The 25,412-nt window shown below is 51.3% G+C and carries 18 protein-coding genes; all 18 read right to left on the bottom strand.

Translation table 11 applies throughout. The features are described 5' to 3' along the window. Positions 1 to 268: 268 nt before the first annotated feature. The 18 genes from C7M51_RS10925 to C7M51_RS11010 all read right to left on the bottom strand — a co-directional run bounded on the left by C7M51_RS10925 (position 269) and on the right by C7M51_RS11010 (position 25,372). Complete coding sequence (locus C7M51_RS10925) at positions 269 to 751, bottom strand: hypothetical protein (RefSeq protein WP_160621818.1); 483 nt, start codon at positions 749 to 751, stop codon at positions 269 to 271. An 8-nt stretch (positions 752 to 759) separates the two neighbouring features. Continuing rightward, complete coding sequence (locus C7M51_RS10930; RefSeq protein WP_160621819.1) at positions 760 to 1,467, bottom strand: coiled-coil domain-containing protein; 708 nt, start codon at positions 1,465 to 1,467, stop codon at positions 760 to 762. Positions 1,468 to 1,494: 27 nt separating this feature from the next. Continuing rightward, positions 1,495 to 3,033, bottom strand: coding sequence for an SUMF1/EgtB/PvdO family nonheme iron enzyme (locus C7M51_RS10935; RefSeq protein WP_160621820.1), 1,539 nt, complete (start codon positions 3,031 to 3,033; stop codon positions 1,495 to 1,497). Beyond that, positions 3,023 to 4,255: an ABC transporter permease gene (locus C7M51_RS10940; protein WP_244323821.1), complete on the bottom strand. Its 1,233-nt coding sequence runs from the start codon at positions 4,253 to 4,255 to the stop codon at positions 3,023 to 3,025. The genes C7M51_RS10935 and C7M51_RS10940 overlap by 11 nt, the downstream gene beginning before the upstream one ends. Further along, positions 4,236 to 4,922, bottom strand: coding sequence for an ABC transporter ATP-binding protein (locus C7M51_RS10945; RefSeq protein ID WP_160621821.1), 687 nt, complete (start codon positions 4,920 to 4,922; stop codon positions 4,236 to 4,238). Before C7M51_RS10945 ends, C7M51_RS10940 begins: the two co-directional genes overlap by 20 nt. Beyond that, positions 4,922 to 6,877, bottom strand: a complete 1,956-nt coding sequence (locus C7M51_RS10950; RefSeq protein WP_160621822.1) for a vWA domain-containing protein — start codon at positions 6,875 to 6,877, stop codon at positions 4,922 to 4,924. The genes C7M51_RS10945 and C7M51_RS10950 overlap by 1 nt, the downstream gene beginning before the upstream one ends. Positions 6,878 to 6,886: 9 nt before the next feature. After that, positions 6,887 to 7,912, bottom strand: a complete 1,026-nt coding sequence (locus C7M51_RS10955; RefSeq protein WP_160621823.1) for a hypothetical protein — start codon at positions 7,910 to 7,912, stop codon at positions 6,887 to 6,889. A gap of 6 nt (positions 7,913 to 7,918) precedes the next feature. Then, a complete protein-coding gene (locus C7M51_RS10960; protein ID WP_160621824.1) occupies positions 7,919 to 10,585 on the bottom strand; it encodes a putative virulence factor in 2,667 nt (888 codons plus the stop codon). Further along, a complete protein-coding gene (locus tag C7M51_RS10965) occupies positions 10,585 to 13,587 on the bottom strand; it encodes a virulence factor SrfB (RefSeq protein WP_160621825.1) in 3,003 nt (1,000 codons plus the stop codon). Before C7M51_RS10965 ends, C7M51_RS10960 begins: the two co-directional genes overlap by 1 nt. Beyond that, a complete protein-coding gene (locus tag C7M51_RS10970; RefSeq protein ID WP_160623633.1) occupies positions 13,588 to 14,994 on the bottom strand; it encodes an SrfA family protein in 1,407 nt (468 codons plus the stop codon). Positions 14,995 to 15,245: 251 nt separating this feature from the next. Further along, on the bottom strand, positions 15,246 to 16,481 hold the full coding sequence (locus C7M51_RS10975) for a VWA domain-containing protein (RefSeq protein ID WP_160621826.1): 1,236 nt from the start codon (positions 16,479 to 16,481) through the stop codon (positions 15,246 to 15,248). Between the two features lie 311 nt (positions 16,482 to 16,792). Beyond that, positions 16,793 to 17,032 carry a hypothetical protein gene (locus tag C7M51_RS10980; RefSeq protein WP_160621827.1) on the bottom strand — a complete coding sequence of 80 codons (240 nt, stop codon included), beginning with the start codon at positions 17,030 to 17,032 and terminating at the stop codon, positions 16,793 to 16,795. A gap of 45 nt (positions 17,033 to 17,077) precedes the next feature. After that, positions 17,078 to 17,623 carry a type VI secretion system lipoprotein TssJ gene (tssJ, locus tag C7M51_RS10985; protein WP_160621828.1) on the bottom strand — a complete coding sequence of 182 codons (546 nt, stop codon included), beginning with the start codon at positions 17,621 to 17,623 and terminating at the stop codon, positions 17,078 to 17,080. Between the two features lie 47 nt (positions 17,624 to 17,670). After that, the gene (locus C7M51_RS10990; RefSeq protein WP_160621829.1) at positions 17,671 to 18,702 is read right to left on the bottom strand and encodes a DUF6708 domain-containing protein; all 1,032 of its coding nucleotides are present in this window, start codon (positions 18,700 to 18,702) and stop codon (positions 17,671 to 17,673) included. A 2-nt stretch (positions 18,703 to 18,704) separates the two neighbouring features. Further along, a complete protein-coding gene (locus C7M51_RS10995; protein WP_160621830.1) occupies positions 18,705 to 21,302 on the bottom strand; it encodes a T6SS effector BTH_I2691 family protein in 2,598 nt (865 codons plus the stop codon). Between the two features lie 293 nt (positions 21,303 to 21,595). Then, entirely contained in the window at positions 21,596 to 22,681 is a 1,086-nt protein-coding gene (tssG, locus tag C7M51_RS11000) for a type VI secretion system baseplate subunit TssG (protein ID WP_160621831.1), read from the bottom strand. Next, entirely contained in the window at positions 22,645 to 24,399 is a 1,755-nt protein-coding gene (tssF, locus tag C7M51_RS11005; protein WP_160621832.1) for a type VI secretion system baseplate subunit TssF, read from the bottom strand. The genes tssG and tssF overlap by 37 nt, the downstream gene beginning before the upstream one ends. A gap of 139 nt (positions 24,400 to 24,538) precedes the next feature. Next, positions 24,539 to 25,372, bottom strand: a complete 834-nt coding sequence (locus C7M51_RS11010; RefSeq protein WP_160621833.1) for a hypothetical protein — start codon at positions 25,370 to 25,372, stop codon at positions 24,539 to 24,541. Positions 25,373 to 25,412 lie beyond the last annotated feature (40 nt).

The raw sequence follows: 25,412 nt of genomic DNA on the forward strand, positions 1-25,412 counted from the left end.
ATCTCCTGCATTCGCTGATAAACTATCCCGCTATCATTACTCTCATGGAATAGCGTTACGTCACAAATTTACTATTCCACGGGTAAATATTGGCTTGTTCACTCCGCTGAGTGGTTAATGATTTATCTTATTGTTAATGTTCACATAACAAATCCGGCAGCATTAAATTATGGTTATTTACCAGAAAACAACGAAACAGCGGAAATTCGTATAACGGATGGTTCGGGATGGGATGATACCCACCGACAGGCTATCGGTGGGTAAAGTGTTACTGTGAGGCCAGCATCTCCTGAAGACTGGCAAGCTGATCCTGCAATTTTTGCAGTTCCATCTGTTTTTGCATTTCAGAGGTGGAAGGACGGTTCTGTGCCTCCTTCATACTTTTTTCCAACTCGGCGATCTGTTTTTGCGCTTCTGCATGTCCGGCATTTTTCTGCTTTAGCTGCGTCAATAGTGTGGTCATAGAACGCTGTAGCGCCTGCTGTTTTTGCCGCTTGCTGGCAACGCTGGCATTGCTCTGCGCTTTTTCTTCCGCAATAGCGGCATAAACGGCAAGAAACTCTTTATTCAGCGCCTGCTCATGCTGAAGAGTCTGTTTTTTATCCGCCACACGCTGATCCCAGGCCCCTGAATAATTACAGTTAAACTTAGTAATAATACTCACGTCACCGGTAGTAGGATCGCAATCCTTAATATTCGTTACACACCCTGTCAGCAACAGCGTACTGATAATGATGAATATACCTTTCATGCTATTCCTCAGCTCACTTTTAATGCGGTACGTTGATCGTACAGGCTATCCAGTTCCCATTGCAGCGAACCGATTTTGTCGCGCATTTGAGCAATTTCGGTGTCCAACTTTTTAGTATTACTGCCTGACTGACTGATGACGGTTGAAACCTCCTGCCACTGCTTCTCATGTTTTTTCATATCGCTGATAATGTTACGCAGATAAGCGATATTGGCATCCACCCCTTTGATTTGCTTTTGCAGCTCTTCTTTTTTAACCGCATCAGATGCCATCGCTTTCTCAATTTTCGCCAGCGTCTCTTTATCACTGGCTATAACCAATTTCGCTACCTCGGAAGCGTTCTGAATGCGATTATTTTCTGCCTGAACATCTTTAATGGATGCATTCAGTTGTTCTTCTTCGGTAGCATATTTTTTACGCTGATTATCCAGGTAAGCGTTCGCTCCCACACCAATACCACAACCGGCTACCGCCGCCGCAATCATACAAACGGCTTTATGGCTGGAGTTACTTGCCGCGCAGGCCAGCGCCCCCAGTACTGCGCCTCCGGCGCAGGCCATAATGCCTGATTTATTAAAGAATTCGATATCCTGACTGCTCGACAAACGTGGATCGACACTGCCACCGGTATTAATACCGCCGCTGTTTTGACAGCCAGCGAGAACGACAATTAAACCGGTAACTATTGCTGTGCGTAATGTTTTAAACATCGCCATTACTTAATATCCCCTTCGGATTGATAATTAGTTATTTTTTTTACATGCGCTAAGCCAGCTATCACGCGCAATTTTTCCATCCTGCCAATACCCCTGAAGATTATTCCAGTAGGTGTTCAGGTATCCGTTAAGATTGGTTTTACCCCGCGCGGCCATTTGCTGCTGAACAACCGCGATCTGTTGTTCAATAAGGTTTTTATCGTAGGTCGATCCCATATCCACCAGCGTATCGGCGTAATAGCTGGTGATAAAATTTAATGCTTTTTGATGCTGATCCAGCTGTTCCTGGCGACGTGCACAGTTAGCATCAACCTGACTCTCTGCCGCACAGGTTTTTGCATAAAGCTGATTCAGACGATCAAAGAATTCGCCATCATCTTTCATCTTGGTGCAGAGAAACGCGCCCAGCTGTAAAGAGGTGCGTATGGCCTGATCGCGCTGTTCATTACGTAGCTGGCTATTAGCACGTAGCTCACTGCGCAGCTGTTCCAGTTCCTTTTTAACGCTTCCATCCTGTACTTTGGCAGAGATTGCATTCAGGTTCTGTAACGAATCCTTTTCCTCACCAGCAGCGTTATTTCCCTTTTTCTCCGAGCCCAGGGCCTGCCACTCTTTTTCGATCGCTTTAATACGATCGCGCGAAGTGAGCGTGGCGGAAACCAGCGCTAAACGCATACCGGTGGTTTTACCCGCGTTTTCCCCTTCCGCCCGGTAGTAAGGCTCTTCTGTACGCAGTGAACTGCGAATATCCGCCTGAGCGGTGACAAAGCTGCCGCCGCGTACGATATAGCCACCGGCTTTGCCATGCAGCCGGTCAAGCTTATTCAGGCGAAAGGGTTCAAACATCATTTCCGCCGCATTACCCAACATATCGTGCAGCCCCAACGGATTAGGTTTCAGCAGGCCAGACAGCTGAATTTTTCCATTCGATGACTGCGATCCGGCAAACCAGACGTAGCTATTGATCCCTTCCGGCATAGGAAAATAGCGATCGCGAAATTCAGCGGAGGAAACCGCCAGGCCGCCGCGTGCGGCAAACTCCCATTCGGTTTCGGTAGGCAGGCGCAAAAAGCCCGGTTGTCCGTCATCCTGCGGCAGTGCGGTCGGCTGATTTTTTCGTAGCCACAGGTTGTAGCGATTAGCGAACGCCATCGCATCCGGCCAGCCGATATTGACTTTAGGGAAACGCCCTTTGATATTCAGCTCAGGGCACTCTCCGGAGAGGGCGCGGTACTGTAAGTCGCTCAGCTCATACTTCGCCAGCAGGTAATAACGCCCTTTTTCTTTCTCATCCGGGAAGCTACCGGCAATATATTCAGGGCGAGACTGCTCAACGTAGCCCCACTCGCTGCCCTCCTGACCGAGCGTAATACTGTAATCGGCCAGCGGCTTATCCAGCGGAATGCTGATTTTACGAAACGCCATCGCTCCGTCGCAGGGCATTGGCAGAATCACATCGTCCGGCAGCGGTTGTGGATTCCAGTATTTCTCATCCCATGCCGCTTTTGTGGCGCAGGCATAGCCCATCCCCGCGATCATCAGGGGCATTAACAGATTAAATTTCACGTAAACTCTCCGCAGGATCGATCTTCAACGCACGCAGTGCGCCAATCGCAGCAACGGCAAGCGCTACCGCCAGTACGCTCAACAGCGCAGCAATAAAATGACCGGCATCGAGGCGGCACACAAAGGCCTGCTCCGACAGCCCGCTGCCCAGCAGCAGGTTGAAAATATGGCTGCCCGCCAGGTAGAGCACGACACCAACGCCAAAGGCAGCGCCGGTGAGGCACAGCGCCTGAATCATAATGAACAGGGTCACCGCCCGACGACGGAAACCCAACAGACGCAGCACCGCCATGTCTTTTCTTTTACGATCGATATTGGCAATAAAAGCGCCGATCAAAGAAGCGATGCAGCCTGACGCCGAGATCCAGGCGATCACCGCAAAAATGATCCCTAAAACCCGATCGATAGCGCGCACGGCCTCAATTTGCGCGGCCTGCGTTACGGTTTCGATATGCTGCGTCGCCAGCCACTGCGCCAGCGGTGCGACATCGTCCAGCGAGGCGGCGTAGAGCCGGGCGCGGGAAAAACGCAGGCGCTCCCGTGGCGCTTCACCGTCGCTTACCGCCAGTAGAGGAACCTGAAAACCATCACGATAATCTTCCAGCGCCACCAGCAGCGGCAGCGAGACAAAAACCGCCGGGCGGCTAAAGCGCGCCTCCTCCAGTACGCCGCCAACGGTCAATGACAGCGAAGCGCGCTGATTTTGTCCGCTCAGTTTGCGATTGACCAGCAGCCGGAAGCGTTCCCCCGTCTGAATACCGAGCCTGTGCGCCGCCTTTGCGCTCAGCACTGCCTGACCTTCCTGTGGCGTTTCCGTGATGCCGTGCAGCAGCGGATCGCCCACGGCTGTGGGGATCACTTCAGCTCCGGCGACAAAATGCTGGCTGTCGCGTACCAGATCGGCCTGCGTGTTAAGTGAGCGTGTTAAAGGGATAGAAAATCCCACCTCCTGACGCCGGGCCAGCTGCTCAAACCAGACGAGATCGTAGTTACCGTTTCCGGTCATGCGCACTTCACGCGTGCGCGGATCGTTCAGCAGATCGTGACGCAGCTGGCTAACAATGCCGTTTTTCAGGCCAAACAGCAGCAGCAGCGGCGCAATCACCGCTATCAGTGAGAAGATAATGCACAGCGCCACCTTACGATCGTGGATTAAATCGCGTATCGCCATATGCAGCAACATACCTGGCACCGGACGCGTCTCAGGCGGCTTCAAAGACACTTTGCCCCTCCCGCATGCAGGCACGATAACCACGCAGGCCGAAATCGGCTACCCGCTGCCAGTCATGACTGACGATCACCGCCGCCATCTCCAGCGATTGCACCATCTCAATCATCAGCGCAAAGAGCCGTCCGGCATTGTCAGGATCGAGCGCCGCCGTAGGCTCATCCGCCAGCAGCAGACGCGGCTGATGCGCGATCGCTCGTACAAAAGCGACCCGCTGGCGTTCACCAATAGACAGACGTGAGGGCATCTGTTTGAGTAACGGGCCAATTCCCAGCCGCTCGATAGCGGTATCCAGCCAGGGAGTGGTGGCCGTTAATCCCACCAGCCGCCTTGCCAGCATGATATTTTCCCACACCGAAAGCCACGGCAGTAACCCGCCATGCTGCAACACAAAGCCCAGCTCCCGCGCACGAATCATCGCCAGCGCAGCCTCATCTTCCGCCAGCAGTGGCGCGGCGATATCGCGCTCACCCAAACGGTACTCAGCAAGGTGCTGTGGACGAAGAATCGCCCCCATCATCTCCAGCAGCGTACTTTTTCCGCAGCCGCTGGGGCCGGTTAAGGCCACCACTTCCCCCTGGGTCAGGGTCAGCTCCGGCAGCGAAACCTGATAGCCCTGTGTCCCGCCCCGACGGATCGCCATGTCACGTATGCACAGCATCAGGGCAGGTTTTCCAGCGGCACCGGATAGACGTAATCTCTGGGATCGCTGTCCGGTGCCAGCGCTACCCAGCGATCGACATCCTGGTTATAACGCTGATAGTAATTAAGCTTGGTGTTAAGGCGACGAATAAAGCGTTCCTGCTCCAGGCCGTCCCAGCTTTTCCAGGTTTCCTCATCAAGGCTCAGCACTTCACTCAGGTAGGGCAACCCTTCGATATACTCGCCCAGCAGCCCCATTTCACCGAGACGGGTGGCATCTTTTCCTTTCGCCTGATGCGGATCGTTGCCCATGGTCGCCGCCAGCGAGCGCAGGCTGGTAAACATATCATCCGGCGAAATCAGCCCTTCGTTAGCAGCATCGACGATTTTTTTCATCACGTCGCTGAGGTCGCTTAGCTCACTTTTGGTCAACAGCACCCGTACTTCCGTTGCCGGAATATTCTGGTTAACCAGATCGCGATCGCTAATCCAGGATTTAAATACCGGCGGTACCTGCGTGCCCTGCTTCTCACCGAGATAAGCCAGGCGCATCGCATTACTCAACTTTTCCGCATCGCTTAACAGCGGATCGGCTTTCTTACCGGCATACTCCTCGCTGGCACCCAACGCGCTGCCCGCCGTTTCTTCTCCGCTCCAGGCGGTTTTAATTTGCCCGGTAATGGCGTTGGCCAGGTTATCCACCATGGCACCGAAGCTGTTCAGATCGCCGGAGTCGATAGGGTAATAAAGCGGCTTGTGCAGGAAGGGATTCAGCGTCAGATCCTGATATTGCGCCTCCGCTGAAGCATGGTTTTTCTTGCCACCGGGCGTTTTCAGGTGCATAGCATAGAGTGCGACACCGCGCCAGGCCGCCTCCTGCCGCACCTGCGCGGCATCAAGATGAGTTGAGGAGAGGTTGTCCGTCCCTTCCAGCGCACCGGCATCGGTAATCAGCACCACGTAACGAGCACCAAACTGCGTCCAGTCCACCTTATCCAGCGCCAGCATTACGCCGCCATAGGCATCCTCATCCACTTTGCTGCTCGATACCGTTGCCTGCCTGAGATCGTGTACTTTGGCGAGAAAATCTTTGCCGTCTTTTACCGTACCGGGATCGACATACATTTTGCTGTCATATTCCAGCCCCGGCACCGCTTTTACGCTGGAACGATAGGCCACCAGACCAAATTTCACCTGATCAAGAAGCTGCTCTTTTTCAATGCGCTGATAGATTTTATCGATCGCCTGTTTGGTACGCTCAATGTACGGTCCCATGGAGATTGTGGAGTCGATGACAAAAACCACGGAGGCGGAGAACCCCTTCATCATATTTTTATCATCCGGCGTCTTACCGGCAGCGGCAGCAGATCCTTTTTCACTTACCGAGGCGACATTAAGCACCCGCACCTGATAGCCCGTATCGGTAAACACATCATCCGAACCCAACACCGGCAGCAGATAGAAGCTTTTCAACTGATTAACCATATAATCCGGCTCGCGGGCCAATACCTGCGGCACCGGTTTCTGGTTCTGCAAATCCTTCAGTATCGGATCCAGCGCCGCGGCGGGATCCGGATTGTTAAGCAGCGTCTCCACATCGTTTTTATCACGAAAAAACAGCATTGGATGACGCCCTGCGGGGTTGGTAAACGCCAGCGTAAGCTGCATTTTCCAGTCAACGGTACAGGAAGATTTTAACCAACCGGAAAGGTGACCAAAGCTGTCCGGACCGACCTGTAGCCATTCCTCCTGCCCCTGCATATGGCGCTGGTAAACATAGAAGCGGCTAAACGCCGGTTGCTCTTTGCCGCCTGCGCCCGGCTGGGGCGCTAACTCACAGCCAGGCGAGGTTAAAACACGTTGATACAGGGTGCGTTTGCCTTCCTGCAACAGCGGCTTCCCGGCATCCGCATAGGCCGGAAGCGTAGAGAGGGCCGCGCAGAGCAGTCCGCTAAACCAATAGATAGATTTCATCCCGTTGTCCTATTTTTTCAGCTCGGCGATACGCGCTTTGGCCTCTTTATTTTGTGCATCCTGGTTGACGACCGCTTCATACCAGTAAATGGCCGTAGGTACGTCAGGGCTAAAGCAGCCATCGGCCTCAGCCGTTTGCGGATCGTATTCCTGGGCATAGCGCATCGCCATTTGTGTATCCCCAGCCTGTGCTTTATAGGCGTATAGCCGCTGGGCGATAGCGCAATGCTTATCCGCTTTGGCTTTTGTTATCACCTCAAGGAGCCGGGCGCTGCTCGGCTGGCTACGCAAGCAGCCCTTCACAAACTCCAGCTCGCTGAGGCTGGACATCAAATCATCGCCGCAGGGTCCACTTACTTTTGTCACGACTGGGGCGGCAGGTGCAGGGACAGGCACGGCGGCAACAGGCGCGGGTGTTTCCGGGGCGCGCAAGAACCACCACAGCGCGACGGCAATAATCAGCAAACAAAGGATGATTAAAAGTAATGCTCCGCTTTTTTTCGCTGCGGCAGGCGACGGTGCAGCTGCTGGCAGCGGTTGCAGCTCCGGCTGTGGCTGTGGTGCAGGCTGTGGTTCTGATTCAGGTTCTGGTTCAGGCTCTGTTACCGGCTCAGGTAGTGGCGCTTCCGGCTGTTGAACCGGTGCGTCATTCAACGTATGAACATTCACCGGCAGCGGGTTTTCCCCTCCGGCCTGCGAAGTTAGCAAGCCATCGCTCATCATAAGGATGCCTGCGTCACGCGTTGCCTCATCTTTGATGGTGATGCGATAGGCGGCCTGGCGATTTGCCAGTAACGGATCGAGCAGCGACGGGCCGATCTGTACGCCAGGTACGCCTTCCTCCAGCATCAACGTAGGCAGTGCCAGGAAAACTTCACCGCTGCCCCACTGTCCATTGCCGTCCAGATACAGGTTATCCTGGTTACGCAACACCGAGATGGTGACGCCTTCCGTTCCACCTTTCCACGCCCGCAGTATGAGTTGCGCATAGCCTGGCACCACGGGATTCAGGGCTTTGAGTTCTGGTTTGATCACCTGGTATTACTCCTGTGAAGTCTGAATAAGGCGAATGATGGTGCCCAGCCTGTCATTCTGTGCCACGCTGATTTCCCGTCCGGCGGAATGCCCGGCGTTTTCCGTAATAAGCGACTCCAGCCCAACCAGCCAGTCGATGATAAAAATGGCGGTATAGTTGAGCTGCTGCGGCGTCAGGTGCGCCAGGCGTTCATCATCTTTCCATACCACGCTGTCACACTGCGCAGGACGGGTAAAAATGGGCTGTTCGGGCATATTCAGGCGTACCGGACGTTTTGCTTCCGGCACCTCCAGATAGCCAAGCCAGGTAATAAAATCGCCCATGACGTGCAACACGCGTGACACCTGACGATCGACCAGACGTTCACGCCGCACGCCCGCCTGTTCGGTATTAGTCATTACGGCTACCAGCTTTTCTTCCAGGCGCAGGCGCAGCAGCCCGGTAATCAGCTCATCCGCCAGCACATCGACAATACGACGCGGTAAATTGATGTAGTTCAGCATCGCCGGGGTTTCCGACAGGCCACGCAGGTGGTTGATCCAGTGCTGGACGCTCTGGTGAGCGAAGGCAACTTCATGGCTGTGGGTAACGGCGGCTGGCGCATCGGCACCGAAGGCATCGCCCACGCCGATATCAAAAAAGTCTGCTTCTTCAGGATCTTCTTCCTGAACCGGCAGCGTGGTTTGTTGCAGATAGAGCGCTTGCAGATCGCGGCGCGTCGGCACCAGACGCGCCAGCAACTCGCCGTGCATGCCGCTACGTTTTTTCAATGCGGCAAGAATTTCCTGAGCGATCTGGGCTTTTTTAGCTACCTCTTCTTCACCATCCGGCTGATACCAGTTGCCCAGTCCACCTTCCACCAGCTCATGGCGAATCTCCTGTAACTGTTCGGCTATGCGTTCCAGTTTCACCTCCGGGCGTGCAACCCGGCTCAGATAGTCAGCCATACGGCGCATGCCGCCATCGTTCAGCTTGAGCATGGCGTCCCAGGCTTCATCGGCGTGCGCGATATAGCGGTTAACCGCTTCATCATCAAGAAAGGTTTTGCGCATCAACGCCAGCTGCGCTGTGTTTTCCTCACTAAACTCCGCCTCATCGCCCGCTTTTATACGGATAAACGGCGTTTGCTGACGCGGCTTACGCACCAGGAAGGTGTTATTAAATGCCTGGCCGGGTGACCACTCCTGCATCCATTTGTACTGACCAAAACGCTCCGTCATCGCCATTTTGATCATGCCACCCTGCCCCCAGTATTGACGCAGCAGGGCTTCGTCATGCGCCAGACCTTGCGTGATACGCAGATCGAACATGGTGAGCGCCCAGATCAGGCCGGGTAAACGACGCCCACGGGCTTCGGCATCTTTCCCCTGGGTATAGCGGATCCATTCATCCAGCACACCGCCAACCTCTTTCACATCTGACTGCTTGGTGGAGGCAGTACAGACCACCAGCACGTTCATCTCCTGGTTTTCGGTGTAGCGTTCAAACAGGTAAGCAACTTTGCCGCGCAAAATCAGCTGCGCCAGCGGGTTACTCTCTTCGCTATTCACCGCACGCCGGATATCGTCCATTGATTCCACGCCCAGGCGACCGCGATAGCCGGGAAAATCGAGCAGATCGACCGTTTCAAACAGCGGCTCACGGGTCGAGGCGACCAGCGGAATATGTAGTTCCACCGTTAACGCAGTCAGTTCGGCGAGAGACAGCGTAACCGGGGCCGCGATTTGGCCTTCCAGCACCGGACAGACCTCCACGCGTGCATCAGTCTCTTTATTCAGGCGCTCCAGCATATCGACGTTCATAATGCTGTCGTACTGCACCAGCAGGCCGTTCTCTTCGCGTACCAGCGTCGTTAACGGTGCCCGCACTTCCTGCGCACCGCTGAGGCGTTGCAGCGTCTGCGCAAAGCGGATATACGCCTCGGTCAGCTCCGCTACATCGCCCCACAGCACGGAAAAAAGCTGCCCACGATCTTCCGGTGCCAGCCACGGTGCCAGCGCAATCGCCTGCGGCCAGTAGTTCAGCGCCAGACGGCTCTGGCTTTTCTCCGCATGACGGATAAGGTAATCCCACAGCGAGACCACATCATCTTCACTCACGCCCGGAACCCGCGCGGGGCGGCGACGTTTTGCCAGCATCGCCAGCAGATCGTTCATGCGCGCGTCGTCATACTGCCAGTCAAATTTCTCCTGATTAAAATCGTGAATAAACGCGTTGGCGAGAATTTTACCCATTTCCATTTCGCTGAAGAGTTGCAGCGTTACCGGCCAACGCTCATCCCCGTCAATTGCACGTCGGCTAAAGCGCGTCACCAGGCCGGTGGCTTCTTTACCACCGCCGGGCGGATTAATATGGGTCAGAAAATCGAGCTGGCTGCCGCCGAGACGGGTTTCCAGCTTGCCGTTCTCACCGGCGGCCAGCGCCGAAATTAGGTAGGATTTACCCGCCTGCGACAGGCCAAAAAAACCAATGGTCATCGGTTTTGCCGCCGCCTGTGCCAGACGGCGCGCCTTATTGCGGCTGCGGCGCAAATTAATGGTTAAGCGATCCGCTTCGGTATTCAGACGTGGCGCGTCCTGACGCACCGCTGCAATCCAGTCAATCGCCTGGCCCGCGCCGCGTTCAACGCTCTGCCAGCTGTGAATAATTTGCTCAGGATTCATGCTGCTCATTAGCTCTTAATGCTCCCGCTATCCAGCCAGTAATGGGTTTCACCCATACCGTTACCGACCATGGTGTTCAACTGAAACGCCACATCTTTGCGTCCGTAGTTCCGTCTGGCGTTTTCCATCTCCAGCGATTCAATACGGAATCGTTCCGGGCTGACCGCCTCTTCACCGTTTCTCGGACGGCCCTGTTCCGCCATCAGCTCAATGCGCATCACCGCATCGCCCGCCAGCTCGCTACCCAGCTCAGGGTTAACGATCTTCAGGGTATAAAGGGCGGAGGCGGGCCAGCGTTCGTTATCCAGCTGGCGGAAACCAATACGTACTTCGCCGCGGGACTCAAAAGCCTGGCCCTGCGGTAGCTGGAAATTGGGCGCATCGAGATCGATATCGCGGTAGAAGACATTGCTGTCTTTAATCACGTTATTGCCGTCCAGCATGCCCAGATAGCGGATCGTGGAGTAGGCGTTAAAATTGACCGCACGGAAGTAGAAGTTATTAAGCCTGGATTTTTCCGCCAGCAGACAGAGCATGGCCCCCACCACCGCTGTCGATTTCGGATCGTCAATACAGCCTTTTTTATTAAACGGATACCAGCCGCCGGTTTCATAACCGTGCAGCGGCAATACACGTGATGGCGGCACCGGCTGGAGCTGACGTATCAGCGCCTGAATGCCCGGCAAACGCGATGGACGTCCGGTCAACAGCAATACATCGCAGTTGTAATGCCAGAGCACCTCGCAAAGCGCACGCAGGCTGTGGCAGATATTCATCCGTCCGTTGCGTGGATCGATAAATTCGTTGTGCAGGCGCGCCAGATCTACCTCAAGCGGCACATTAAGAATGGAGAACGGCGCTTCGCTGGCTAGCTGCCCGTGGCGAACCACCTCATTAACGTAATCCTGGACTTTTTCCGTCGGCGTATTGTCAGCCAGCAGTTCGCGGAACGTGAAATTCAACACCTCGCGTCCGTTTTCCGGCCTGTATTCTTCATAGCGATGCAGAATTGCCAGCGCCAGCGGCGCGAAAACTTGCAGGGTCAGCTGCTGACGCAGTACCTGTTTACCCGCCTCAATGGATTCGCTGCCGAACAGCTGCGACATCATCGCCTCAGCAGCCATATCGCTGTGTCCGACCTGCATCATTGCCGCCTTAACCGCAGGCTGTAGGTAAAGCCGGATCACATCAAGCAAAATATCATCGCCCGCTACCTTGAAACCCTCACGGAACAGCTGCTTCGGCGTGATACGTACGTTAATGCCCTGCCCTTCATCAAGGGTGTAACGGGAGATCACCAGATCGGTAGTGCCACCGCCGATATCAATCGAAGCGATTTTCAGGCTGCGCTTATCGCCTGCGGTAATCTGATTATCCAGCCGCCGGGTAGCGGCAAAAAACTCGTCGGTACGGCCACCAAAATAGGTTTGCGTTTCGTTGTAGAGGTAAACCAGCTGTCCGCAGGTGGCTTCGTCCCACTTAACATGGACGCCGGGATGAGGATGCTTCAGCTGGTCGTTATCGTCGCCTTCATAATCGATCTCTTCCCAGCCCAGCGCTTTCCACACCAGACGAATAGCATCGTGCATGCACTGTTCAAAGATGGCGCGCTCAGGTTTTGGCATCGCCGGGGGTACGGTCATAATCACATTACGCAGGCGACGCGGCGTGCTGGCATGATTCATTTTCAGGCGCTGCGCCGGGCTGTTAATCTGCATCAACGCCTGGCTCAGCACTTCTGACAGCATCATCATCATCAACGAGCTGCGACTGTATACCGGCGAGAACACCGGCATGCGCTCATCTTCTTGCAGACGGATTAACAACCGCCCCTGATCGTTGAGCATATAGAGCAGCGGTGCGGCGGTTGCCAGCGGTTCACGATCGGACTTAACAAAGGCCTGGCTGAATCGCCAGCCGGGAGAATAGGGTTGGTTATCCCACAGGTAACGTTTCGGGCTGGAAATACCGGTTGACCCTTCAGTACCGAGACGTTGTGCCGCCATACGAAACGCTTCGCCACCAACGCGCCCAATCGTCGGCCAGGTAAAGGCATCGTTACGCCCGCTTTTCAGCGAAAAATCCTGCTTGCCGAACTCTGCCTGAGCAAACTCAAGGCGGCTGTCAAACGGCTCGTTATAGACAAACTGTGGCTGGCTTAAATCACGCAGTTGCAGCTGATAAAGCTGCGACAGCCCTTTGTTATCATCGCGGTGTTCCTCAATCAGAATGCCGCAGCTGCGTGAGTTACCGATATCCAGTACCAAATCAACCGGAATCGCCGTATCGCGAATTTTGACGTCGTTAATTTGCACTTCAGGCACGGCGATCGTGGTCGTCAGCACGTGCAGCAAATTCAGGTAATGCGCCTGATGTTCTTTGAGCGCCAGCTTCTCTTCATTATCTTCATAATGCTGATGCAGTACCTCGCGCGCCTGCGAGGTATAGACATCCCGCAGCCACTCATCTACCCACGAAAGCGTTAAAAAGCTTTCCATTTCCTGAGGATGGCTGGCCAACGCAAAGCCTGCGCCGGAGCGAACGTCATCCTCGCCAGGGGCAAGGTATTGAGTATGTTCGCGATCCGGGAATATTTTGGTATCAAAAATCAGTGTTGCACGCCAGGTATTGCCTTTTTCATCCGGCTCCGGCAGCTGATGAAACTGTATGCGCGACCAGTTTGTCGGCCCCTGCGCAAACGCTCTGGGCGGATTAAAGCGAAAGAACGGCAGCGGCAGCCAGATGCCCTGATACAGCCGCAAGGATTCTTCTGTCGCCAGCGAATAATCCGGCACGGCGTTACGCGGGGATTCATTGTCTGTGGCCGGAATTTGATATTTATCTTCGCGCTCGTTGTAAACCAGACGCAGTACCGCACCCTCTCCCTGCTGGCGCAAAAACTCGCCATACTCTTTGCGTTCCGGCAGCGTAAAGGCAAAGTCAAGAAACTGAATCCCGCTGTCACGGATAAGTTTGACCTGTTGTTTAAAATCAGTGAGTTCAGCCAGCATTTAGTTACTCGCCTCCTGCTTCATCGAGATAGGGAAAAAGGTGTTGGCGCCATAGCTGCCTTTACATTCAGCAACGCTTTGCGCACCCGGCGCACAGCGGATATCAGGCATCTGGTAAACCGAGCCGTCCGAACACTGTGCTTCTTCCTGATTGTTAATCGCGAGAGTGCCGGACTGCACCGCAGCGTTGACGGCAGCGCGACAGGTGACGCCATCGCCGCGAACCATCTGCACTTCACCCTTGCCATCTTTAATTTGATAATTCAGGCGCAGCGGTTTGCCCGTGCGCCGATCCTGAATCCCGGCACCTGCACGCCAGCGTCCGTTAAGAAAATCGGTATTACCCTGCGATAGAGCCGCGGCGGGAAGCGTTAGCGGTGCGTTGGTTTGCGCAGGTACCGTGCTGTTATTTGTTACCGCGTCAGGATCAACCGGTGCGGGCAGGTTATTCACGGGATCAGACGACGCGGCGTCGGGCACGGGCTGGTGAATCTGTTCACCAGCAATGGGTTCAGCGGGTACAACGGGTTCGAATGCCGGATCGATAGCGTCGGTTCGCGGCGGCGGCAGGTTATCCTGCACCGCTTCCCCCACGATCTCAGGTAACCGTTGCTCACCGCTCAGTGCCGGAATCGCCGTGCTGGTCACCAGCGTAGCGTCGGGGGGAGTAGTCAGCGTTGCGGTATAACTTTCGTCAGGATGTGGCACCACCTCCGCCGGCAGCACGGTACGTTCAGTAGAAAGATCAGGCAGGCCTGGCTGCGGCGCGCAGCTGCGCAACAGCAGCAGCGCTAACAGGAGCAGCAGCAATAAAGGCAACAGCCAGCGTAGCCAGCCGGGTAATATCCACCATCTGACATGCCGCGTTGTTTTTTGAACGGACGAATCGATCTCGGGCACCGCCGTGCTGGCGGTAACGGGCGACGTTAACGGCGGAGCAGGACGCAGACAGTCCAGCGGATCGAGACGCATCTGATGACGCGCGTTGACGAAACCCCAAAAGCTAATTACCGGCTTTCCCGCTACCAGCCAGATATGGCGATCGTCAGGAAACTGCAGCGCTTTTTCCAGCAGCTGACCAAACAGCCTTTGTTCTGGCTGTTCGTTACGCCGTAATTCATCGCTGAGCTGACGCAGGGCCGTTTGATTCATTTCCAGCTGCGCTAACGCTGCCTGGCGCTCACTATCGGTAGCGGCAGACCAGGGAACAACATCACCGGAAAACGGAGCATACCAGTCAATACGATCGCCATGCTCGTTAATTTGCGGTATGCCGAGCATATCCGCGACCGCACCCTGTTTACGCAGGCGCAACGTTTCCCGCAGCTGTAGCGCGGAAATATGCACGGCCTGACCGTTTTCACCCATTGCCTGATATTTATTGAGCCTGTCACTGCACAGAAACATTTCTTTCACGTTGCATGCCCTTGCGGTTAATAAAACAAGTGCAATGAGCGATATTTTTTATTTTCCGATGGCCATCAAGGCGATCGAAACGAATGCTCATCACATTGATTGAGAGATAAGCGCAAATATATATCGGCAATTCATCCCAAAGGTATAAATATATAAAATTCGTAATACAACATTAACAAATAAAGCTTAAAAACTGCCTGTCGCGATTATATAACCTTTAATAAGCCGTCAATGTTATCGCCTTATTCGCATCCTTGTGGAATATATTCCCTTACCGCTTCATTCATTATTTGATTAAATTCATGTGCGCTATTGATAGCGAAAACCTGTCCGCCGGTATTGCTGGCAATGCAATTTCCCGCGCCGGTATTCAGAATATCAACGACGTTAACCTGCAAACGGGGTTTTTGCATTTTTAACTGCCGGGCTACTTCACAGGGATCGCCGCCGCAGGTTTCTTCGCCGTCCGTTATCAGCAAAATAATCGCATCGCGCTTGACGCCATCGACCAATTTCCCTGCTTTCATTAATGCTTCAGCCAGCGGTGTCTTTCCTGTTGGTTCAATGCCATCGATCGTTTTCTTCAGTTCCGAACGTTGCTGAAAGGAAAACGTCTTAGAGGTAGTTACCCGTTTACAGTCAGCCGCAGCGATAAGATTCACGTTCATATCTGCTGGTAATGCATCAACGATCTGTTTAGCCGAGCGCCGTGCCAGCGTAATGCGGCGCGGCTCGCGTTCTATATCAAGAGAGGATTTATTCTCCATCCAGAGCTGTAGCTCATCCGGCGTCACATCCATACTGAGAGCCATGGAGACTGAACCATCAAACACCATAATCATTTCAGGTGCCTGCTCTTTTGTCCGCCGCTCCGGGCACAGCATTTTTACCGATGCAGCTTCAGGCGCTGGCCCGGCGCTCACTGCCGCCGTATCCGGGCTGATAATCTCGCCTGACGGCTGGCAGCGACGTAACAGCAATATCATTAAGGCAAACAGCAGTACCAGCAGCATTAACCATGGCCACCAGGCACGTTTTTTTACCGACGCCACAACTGGCGTCGCCGGGATAATATCGCTGTTAAGCAGATCAACAATAACGGGCTGCCCTTCAATCACCCACACTTTTGCGTCATTTGGACGCTTATATGCCAGCGCCAGCATCGCCAAAAGATCGGCAGATTCCTCATTGGCGGCAGAAAGACGCTGATAAAGCTGTTCGACAACCGCCAGCCGCTGTATAAGCAGCACTTCTACCCTGGCCTTATCGGCCTCAGTTAATTGTTCCAGCGGCTTCGGTTCACCCTTTAGCTCGCTGTACCATTCTATTGCACCATCAGCCGCCACCACGGGGCTGGCAAATAACGCGCTACAGGCCGGATTAAGCTGTTTTTTAACAAGTGCAATAAAAGCTGGGTAGCCAGTTATATAGTTTTGTAAAACGGCGGCGGGTATAACGGTTCTTGTTATTCTAATCATCCTAATTATCGCACTGTATTTATGTTGGCCAGAGCCATAAATGGTATTCAAACCCCGTCAGTAACCCAGAGGCCAGGCGAGACAGAATCAAAAAAACAGAATGTCATCTGTAAGCAAATGTAATTGTACTACGGAGATTTTATTGTTTGTAGCGTTAAAAACACACCTGACAGAAAAATAAGACACTGCATCCACTGATAAAATCACGCTATCTTTTCGAACGCTATACACAAAGAAACATACTTCATGAAATATTTTTCAAAACAAACGTAGTTGTTACAATCGCATCAATTATAAAACAGTATCAGAAATCACTGAATCACCTGGTACGAAAATTCAGTAAAGAAACCGCGAAACGTCGCTAAAAGAGTGATAGGGATTCTGCCGGGGAAAAGCATGAAAGGAATGAATGGTGTGACAGGATGGAAAAGGAAGTTAAGGATTAGCAGATAAATAAAAGTGAGGGTGAGGTCTATCCATTGCCGCTGTACAGCAAAACGCCAACTCTCGTTCGCGCCTTGCCGCTTGCCATAAAAAGCACCCTCAGCCATCAAAGGTATTTACCTCGCCGTTAAGCGTTTCAAAGTCAGGATGTATTAATCCTCCTTAAACGGCAGCAATTTGAGACTGTTATCGCCAGCCTCAAACACACGCGGCTTATCTGGATCCAGCTCTTCGCGCTCCAGCACCTGCTTCCAGCTGTTCTTCTGCGTGTCAGGATGGCGAAACAACCCTGCTACCGCCACAAATTTAGCGTCGGATTCCATCGTCATATCCAGTGTGGCATTGCCGCCCGGCTTTAATACTACCTCACGACTGGCAAGCAGAACGTCGCTTAATAACACTTCATCTTCTTTCAGCAGCTGCTGGTAAACTATCTTATCGAACAGCGAACGATCTTTTAGCTGATAGATGCGGATGACTACTGGCTCAGAAAGCGAATTATTTTCACGAGCGTCGGTATTCAGTGTGGCACGCGCCATAAAATCAAGATGCAGAACCTTTATCTTCTTATAAAAAACAGAGGTTACTGCATTCTTGGTACCGTCAGTGACGCTCTGGGTCAGTCCACACCCGGTAAGGCTGGCAGCCACCAGCGGCAGCAGCCAGAAAGCAGTTTTAGTCAAATTTGTACGTAACACGTCGATTTCCTTTTGTCTGTGTTGCGGGCTGCAAACCACAACAATATTTACCCATATCGTTTTTTCAGGGCATCGTGAATTCTGTTGGTGGCATCTTCCATGCGCTTATACCTTTTTCTCCAGACTCTGATTGGCTCACTGGCAAACACCAGTCGCCACATATTTTTCGGATTATCGGCAGCACTGACGTTTACCGGATCGTCGGCTGCAGGCTCACAGGCAGCCAGAACCTCCTGCGGCCAGCGGGGAATCTTTCCTGTCTGGCTGGTAATATAACGACAGACTGACGCTTCCACATTCAATGGCAGCATAAAAGGAAAATAAATCCACTCCAGACGGGATTCCATATAGAGCAGATTTTGCAGGCCGAAAATATACCCTTCCTTACGGTCTTCTATCGGCGGGCAAAGCACCACTAAATCAGCCAGTTCCTGCACTACGTCTTCTTCCATATAGCAGCGGATAAATTCCCAGTATCCAGGCAGAGATTCTTTATTTTCACAAATCCCCAGGCTAAATGTTTCCAGTACCGTTTCACCATCCTTATCAAGAATATGTCCACGGATCGTCCACTCACGTAAGGGTCCTGGCTCTTTATCCTGAGTAAACCAGATATCTTTCCAGGGAGCAGTTAATACGGTGCCATTGGTTCGAAAAACGTAAACCATTTTATTTTTCCGGTTAAAACGAATCGGATAATGCGTCCATTTAAACCATTCTTTTAAAAGAAGATGACCAAACCAGAATAAAAATCCAAACATAGGCACAGAGATTACTGCCACATCGATAAAAATATCGATAATTTCTTTCCCTGATAAAAAAAACGAATGAAAAACCGCGTACAAGTAAATAGAAGCAAGCATAAAAAACATCAAAGCAAAAAACTGCGTATTTGTCCCCCCGTCCTTATAAAACTTATCTACTGTCTCCAGATAAGTAGAATTCATTCTGATAACTGATTCGCCACAATTAAAGGACTTGACCTTTATGGGGGTCCCCTGTTGTAGCCGATGATTTCTTTCCGAGCGGGTTAACGGGCGGTTCACTTTATAAGGCTGATAAAGTCCATACACTGACATATTCAGTCTTCCTTTGATGTTATTGCTTCGTTAAAAGCAGCTATTTCCATTGCCTGCGTGGGATAAATTTCCGGTAGTGTATATAGCCCCTCTTTAGCCTTACGCCAAAGACAGGACTTTAACCACTTCTGGATATCATCGCCTTCTTTGAAAGCCATATAGATGGCTGATCCAAAAATAAAAACTACTGCCCAGGCTAATCCGAGGGGCCCCAAAACAAAACCTAAAAGAGCACCAGACAACATAATCCCACCAATTCCTGAAATAAAGCTGGCGGTCATAAGTCCCCATTCTCTTTGAAGAGCATAATCTATACCATTAAAAATATCCCATCCAATCGCTACTACAGCAGCCCAGGAGCAATATTTAATCCCAGTTTTCAAAACAACCATAGTCTTTTTCAAGAAATCAGCCCCCATACTGGAACGTACAATGTTTTTAAGCCGGAGTACTTTCAAATCATTTAGCGTTCGCTCCGCAAGTTCCAGCGATGAACCAAAGGCTCCAATTACGTTAGCACCTAACCGGGTTCCCTTTTCCCAGCTTAGTAAATCCTTATCTCCTGCCGCACTTTTTAGAGCAATACCCTGAAAAATCACCGAAGCCATACATCCCCAGAAGGGCACGGCTCCAGCTGTCATTCCGGCGATATATTTAGCACTAATCCCCTTTAGCACCGCCATATTACGATGATATAAACGCAGAAAAATAGAGTTTGTTATATCTTCTGCAGAATGGAGAATACTTCCAATCTGTTTTAAATTATCTTTCTGCGGTAATGCAGCCAGTCGCCTGGATTCCTTGATATCAACAAGTACCATAAAATGCCGCTTCTGCGTTTCTTCCAGAGGAATACCGTCCAGTTCCATTTTGCGTAGAGCTTTATCAAGGTGAGGGCGTAGTTTATCCTGCGACACGCTACCATCAAAATCTATCATTCTGGCAATTTGCTCCAGCGCAGCTTCAAGAAAGTGCTTGCGTTTAGCCGTTAACGCCATGGTTTTCAATCCATAGCCACTACTTGTGACCATTGCGACTAACGCTAATGCGGGCTTGCTCCATGCCATTCTTTGAATCAAGCGGATAAATCCACTACTGATAGTATTGATGTAATGCTCCATTTTAAGAGAAAATACTTTACTATAATCTTCCGTAGCATCTTTAATCGCATCCATAAGATTTTCCCAGGGGACGTTATTTATGTCAGAAGATTTTTTTACTGCTTCCTGTATAAGATTGGAAATTTTTTCATTATTAAAAACAAATGCCTGTAAAATATAATTCTCACCACTAAACGCTTCTGCCGACATCTGGCTGTGTAGCCATCGGGATATCGGAGCTTGATCTTGCATCCCTTCCAAACAGTCAGTCACACTTTGTAAATAGCAGATCCCACTATGAACATTATTCGTATCAAAGTTATGTAGAAAATAATCAGTAAGTGATGTACTTTGCAGCCATGAGAGATACATTTTTGTCATTGGCGTAATAACGCTATTATTATATTTTTTTACTGCCAGACTAAGTTCTTTCAGAAATTCCTGTTCTTTATTTCTGTCAATATAGTTTTCGTATTCAGCCCAACGTTGCTTAACTCGTAGTTCAAACCGCTCATCAAAAGTTTCTCTTCTGTTTCGTTCAGCTTCCTTTGCTGCATGTTCAGGATTATCGGGTGGCATTGGTACACCAGCGATTATTCGGGATCCAATCGCTTGTGAAATATGCACGCTGAATTCATCGTCACTCAACAAATCGCGCCGAAACTGTGCAGTCATAACCTGCTTTAGGCCCGATAATGCCGATGTTAGAGTGATTCCACGAGAATATTTAGGATCATCAGCAAAACGGGTTGTAAGACGCCTGGTGAATAAATAGCTCAGTTCTTGAGTAATGGCAACAGGATCCACAAGAGCTACGATGGCCCCCTTTCCCGCATATAACGCGTCAGCTGCCTGTATTATATGCAGTCCTTCCAGCGTTCTCATAGCTTTGAAAGGTACAGGAGACCAGGTTTTATGGTCACATGATCCAGCTTTACTGCTATATTCCGCTACCGTGGTACACAGAGAGGCTAGCGGCAATGCTTGTTCTTCCCGTCCGTTGTTAAGCCACGCATCCATATCGAAACTCTGCATGTATTGACTACGATATGCGGCATCTTCATGTCTTTTACGAGTGGCATCAGTCCATTGAAATTCAGACCAGCTGAACCAAAATATGCCATTTTTCATTCCCATCGGTTTTACCGGCAACGTAATTAAAGATGCCATTGCCAATTCATCAGGATTCGTAATGCATGGTTTTCTCGTGCCTGCGACAATATCAGGAGGAACCTCTCCTCTTTCTGATAATGGGTAGAAATAACCATCGCCAGTAACATAATAGTTGATCCAACTGGCATCAGATTCCGCCCAAATGTTCAGAAAGCCCTCCCGTAATAATCGTGCTGTATAGCGCGTTTCCCCCTGAACAGAAACAGGCATAACAATTTCCGAAGGTAACGCTGGCAGGAAATCATCCTGAGCTATTACCGCCGGACGTATAGGTAAAATCGGCAAGCCATAGCGAATACAGAATTTACAGCCATGTTGTGTACTCATTTTAGCGTCTCCTTTTATTATTACTGAGCTATGGCCTGTCAAAACTTCCTGTTTAATTTTTTCTTTCATGAAAGAATTACATTATAAAATAATTGCGGAAGTTGCTGAGCTGGTTGCAAAACGTTATTTTTTCAATGTAGACCAAAAATGATCTAATTATTCTGTCAGCGCTTGAGCGTCTTTTTTAACAGCGCTATTTTTACAATTGGTTTTGTCAGTCAGGGCCAGGTAAGCGTCAAATTCAGGGGCTGGAATGACTGGCAGCCACCAGCGGCAGCAGCCAGAAAGCAGTTTTAGTCAAATTTGTACGTAACACGTCGATTTCCTTTTGTCTGTGTTGCGGGCTGCAAACCACAATAATGCCCCACTTCAGTAGTAAAGGTTGGCGGCACATCATCAGGAACGTGGTTTTCCTCCACGCCCAGTACGCCGCTCATGCCCAGCCAGAACGGTGCTTCACCAAGAGGCGGAACGGGCAACAGATGAGAGCTTACGGTCAAGCGAATTTTGGCCTTAAAGCGCCAGCCAAGATAGACGCGCAGCATGACTAAAAAATCCTGATAAAGCTGGCCTTCCGGCATCCAGCCCTGCGCCTCATCCACATTATCAGTGAACAGTTCGATCAATAACTGGCTGCTGGTATCCATTACCTCATCACCCAGCGGCATATTGCCATCTAACCGGAAATCGTCTTCGCCGATAAAACCAGGCGGCTGCCCGATCGCTACAGGCCGCAGGCAGTAAGGGCTGACGCGCACCGAGGTATTCGATGCCAGAAGCTGCACCAGCGCCTGCACGCCTTCCGCAGTTTTTCCCGGCTGGCGCAGCACGCTAAGCAGCGCCAGAAAGCGCGAAATCGGAGTAGCAATATGGTTTGCGGTACCCGGAATGCCCAACCCCACCAGCCCCAGCAGTGACTGTGAGATATTATCCGCGCCGCCCGACGCGAAGGTGGCGGGCCAGGAGTACTTACGCCAGATGCGATAAAACTGCGTCAGAATGCGGTGGCTGAAGATATCGAGAAAGTGCTGCTGAACTTCATGCCCTTCTCTGCCCTGGGCGATATCGTCAAGATAGGCTGGCGGCAGCGGAGAATCGACACCGTACAGCCCCATAAACGTGGTGCGCACCGTTGGCGGTGCCGCTGCATTCTCTTCGTCATACTCAACGCTTTTCAGCTCGCTGGCCGGAAATCCCATTCCCGGATGCGGACGAAAACGTACCGGATCGTCGGCAGGATGGCTGGTACTGCCCATTAATGGCTTACCCGGCTGCTGTTTTTCCAGAAGCTGACAGAAACGATAAAAGTTGATCCGCGTTAGCTCCGCCTCCAGCCGTGGCGTTAGCCGGGAATGCGGCGATTGTGTTTCTCTTCCCATTCCAGACGCTCCCCGGTCGGTTGCTGAATAATAATCAGGCGATTAAACAGATAGATATCGGTATAAAGCGCAAAGAAGCGGCTCAGCATTTCGCCGAACAGGCAGATATCACCTCTGCCCGCAAAGCCACCGCTGTCGAGCGTCACTTCTATCTGCACGCCGCGCAGCAGATAACCCTGCTCAAAACGCTCGGTTTCACCGTGGCGAACATCAATAATCGCCTCCAGCCGACGACGATTCATTTCACCATTGGTCCACTCATACAGCGCCAGCGTTCCGCGCAGCACTTCTGCGTTATCCATCATTGAGAGGAAGTTGGTTCCCAGATGGCTCAGTACGCGCCAGTGAAAACGATCGCGATCGGGCGGGTAGCAGGGCTGCGTTGGCGCGCAGAGGTTACGCACCCGAATACTTGCCGAGGTGGTTTTCATCACCGTATCCAGCACCGTGCTTTGCAATGCCCGCCGCGGCAGTTGACCATTAGTTCCGGTCAGCGTCAGCGATAAGCTTTCATCCGTCGGTACTGTATGATTATCAAAGGCTTCGCCACCGAGAATAAGCCAGGTGTTATGCAGGCCAGACGGCCCGCGCCGCACGCGGGTATGGTAGTAATACTCCGGCGCATCATGACGCAGCATACCGCCCTTATGGCGAAAGCTGGAAAACGGCACGTAGGTATGGTTGCCGGATGACATTACCGAATCCACCGAATAGATTTCAGTATGACCGTCCTGTACGCGCATTGGACGCAGCAGATATTCGGTTTCCAGCGAGTTTAGCGTCAGCGGATCGGATTCCAGCGGAAAGAGATTGATCACCGGCACGCAGTTAAGACGCAGATGCTTTTCCGTAAAGCTAAAATCGTGCTGCCAGCGCTCGGCCAGCACAATATCGATCGCAAACCATTGCAGATCGGTAGGGAAATCGACCGTCTCCAGCCCGCGCAGCCCGGTAAACATAAATTTTTCGCGGAAGGTGAAATACTCCATCAGCAGCTGATAACCGCTGAAACTGCTGCTTCCTTTCGGCCACAGGCCATCGTCGTCGCCAAAACCTAACGCGGTAAAATGGCCGTTCAGCGGACGTCGATCTATATCTCCCGGTAGCCGTAACCACATGCGCGCAACATTCATGGTAAAGGCTTCATGCATGGCGCTGGCGAGCGGCGCATCGGCATTGAAATAGAGCGGAAGCGTACTAAGATCGATGCGGCTCCAGTCGGCAAGCTGGCTACAGGCAAAGCGCAGGCTGATGACCGAGCGCCCATCGCTATCGGTCGTCAGCGTGGCTCGCTCCAGCGTCAGCGGCTGTAGCCTAATCTCTTTGGTGGTGGTGTAGCGACAGCGCGTACTCTTTTCACCAATCGGGCGTGAAAGTACCTCAAAGCCTTTTGTAATGCGCATCATCTCTTTCATCTCACGCCAGTCCGGCGTGAATTCGACAATCGACATGGATGGAACGGTACGCAGATAGTGCGGCCATAGCAGGCTGACCAGCCCCTCAGTTAATTCCGGCAGATCGTCATCCAGCTTCTCGCGCAGCCGCCCCATTAAAAAGGCGAAGCCCTCAAACAGACGTTCGACGTAAGGGTCGCGCGCGTCGGCCTTATCCAGGTTTAACATTGCCGCCCGATCGGGATGCGCACGGGCGAACTCTTCGCCCGCTTCAAGCAGATAACGCATTTCAGCGTCATAATAACGCAGGGTTAGATCATCCATTAATGCACCTAAATTATTATTTATTCCTGCCCGCGTAACCAACAGAAAAAAGTTTTATGTTGGTTACGCAGGAGATTTATTATTACATTATTGCTGTGATTTCTGTCATGAAAACACCAGGAACGGCTTACCGTTTCCTTTAGGAGATACGGTCCAGCCTTAACAATATTTCTCCGAGTCTTTCCTGGGCATTGTTACCCCGGATTAAATTTTTCTTTAACTCGTAAAATTGTTCTTCACCCGGTGTTTTAACCAACAGCCCGAAAGATTTTTGGTTATCATGAACGAGTAAAACATCATCTAAAGGAACACGATAAGTTTCTGCATAAAGTCCCGGCGTGAGAATCAGACTCCCCTTATCCAGAGCGATAAAGATACGATTTCTAAGAAAGCAACCACTAATAAAAAGTAGTAAAAACAGGATGAATAATGTTTCATTACCGCCTACCATGCAAATAAGAAATATCCCACCAGATATAAAAACCACCAAATCATTTATCAAAAAATGTATGGTTTTAAATTTCAATTGCACGTCGTTATCTTGCATTACCTCATCTGAAAGTGGCTCCGCTGGCTGTTTTAACCCACTAACATTATCAATCTTAAGCTGTATCTTATTCCTGTATGCAGTCTTCTGAATACATTGCTGATTATGCAGTTGAGCAGCAACCTTTGCTACTTGCTGATTTTTTAATTTTTCGACACTGTAGAAACAGCCAAACATAAAAGCTATTCCTGTTGGCAGCATAAGGGCTGAACCTAAAACACCCACTATTTGCCCTGTTAATGGTGCTTTAAGTAACAATGGAATACTAATAAACTGTATAATAATAGATAAAAAACAAAGCCACCAAAAAGTAGAGATATACTCCGCTTCAGATCCATGTAATCCCATATAATCTATTAAGAGCAAGATCCAAAAGATAATATTGCTGGCCAGACCAATCCATAGTAATGAATTCAGCTTATTCATATAATCTCCATATAATAAATAACGGTTATACAGCATTAAG

It is taken from the genome of Mixta intestinalis (assembly GCF_009914055.1).
Taxonomy (GTDB): domain Bacteria; phylum Pseudomonadota; class Gammaproteobacteria; order Enterobacterales; family Enterobacteriaceae; genus Mixta; species Mixta intestinalis.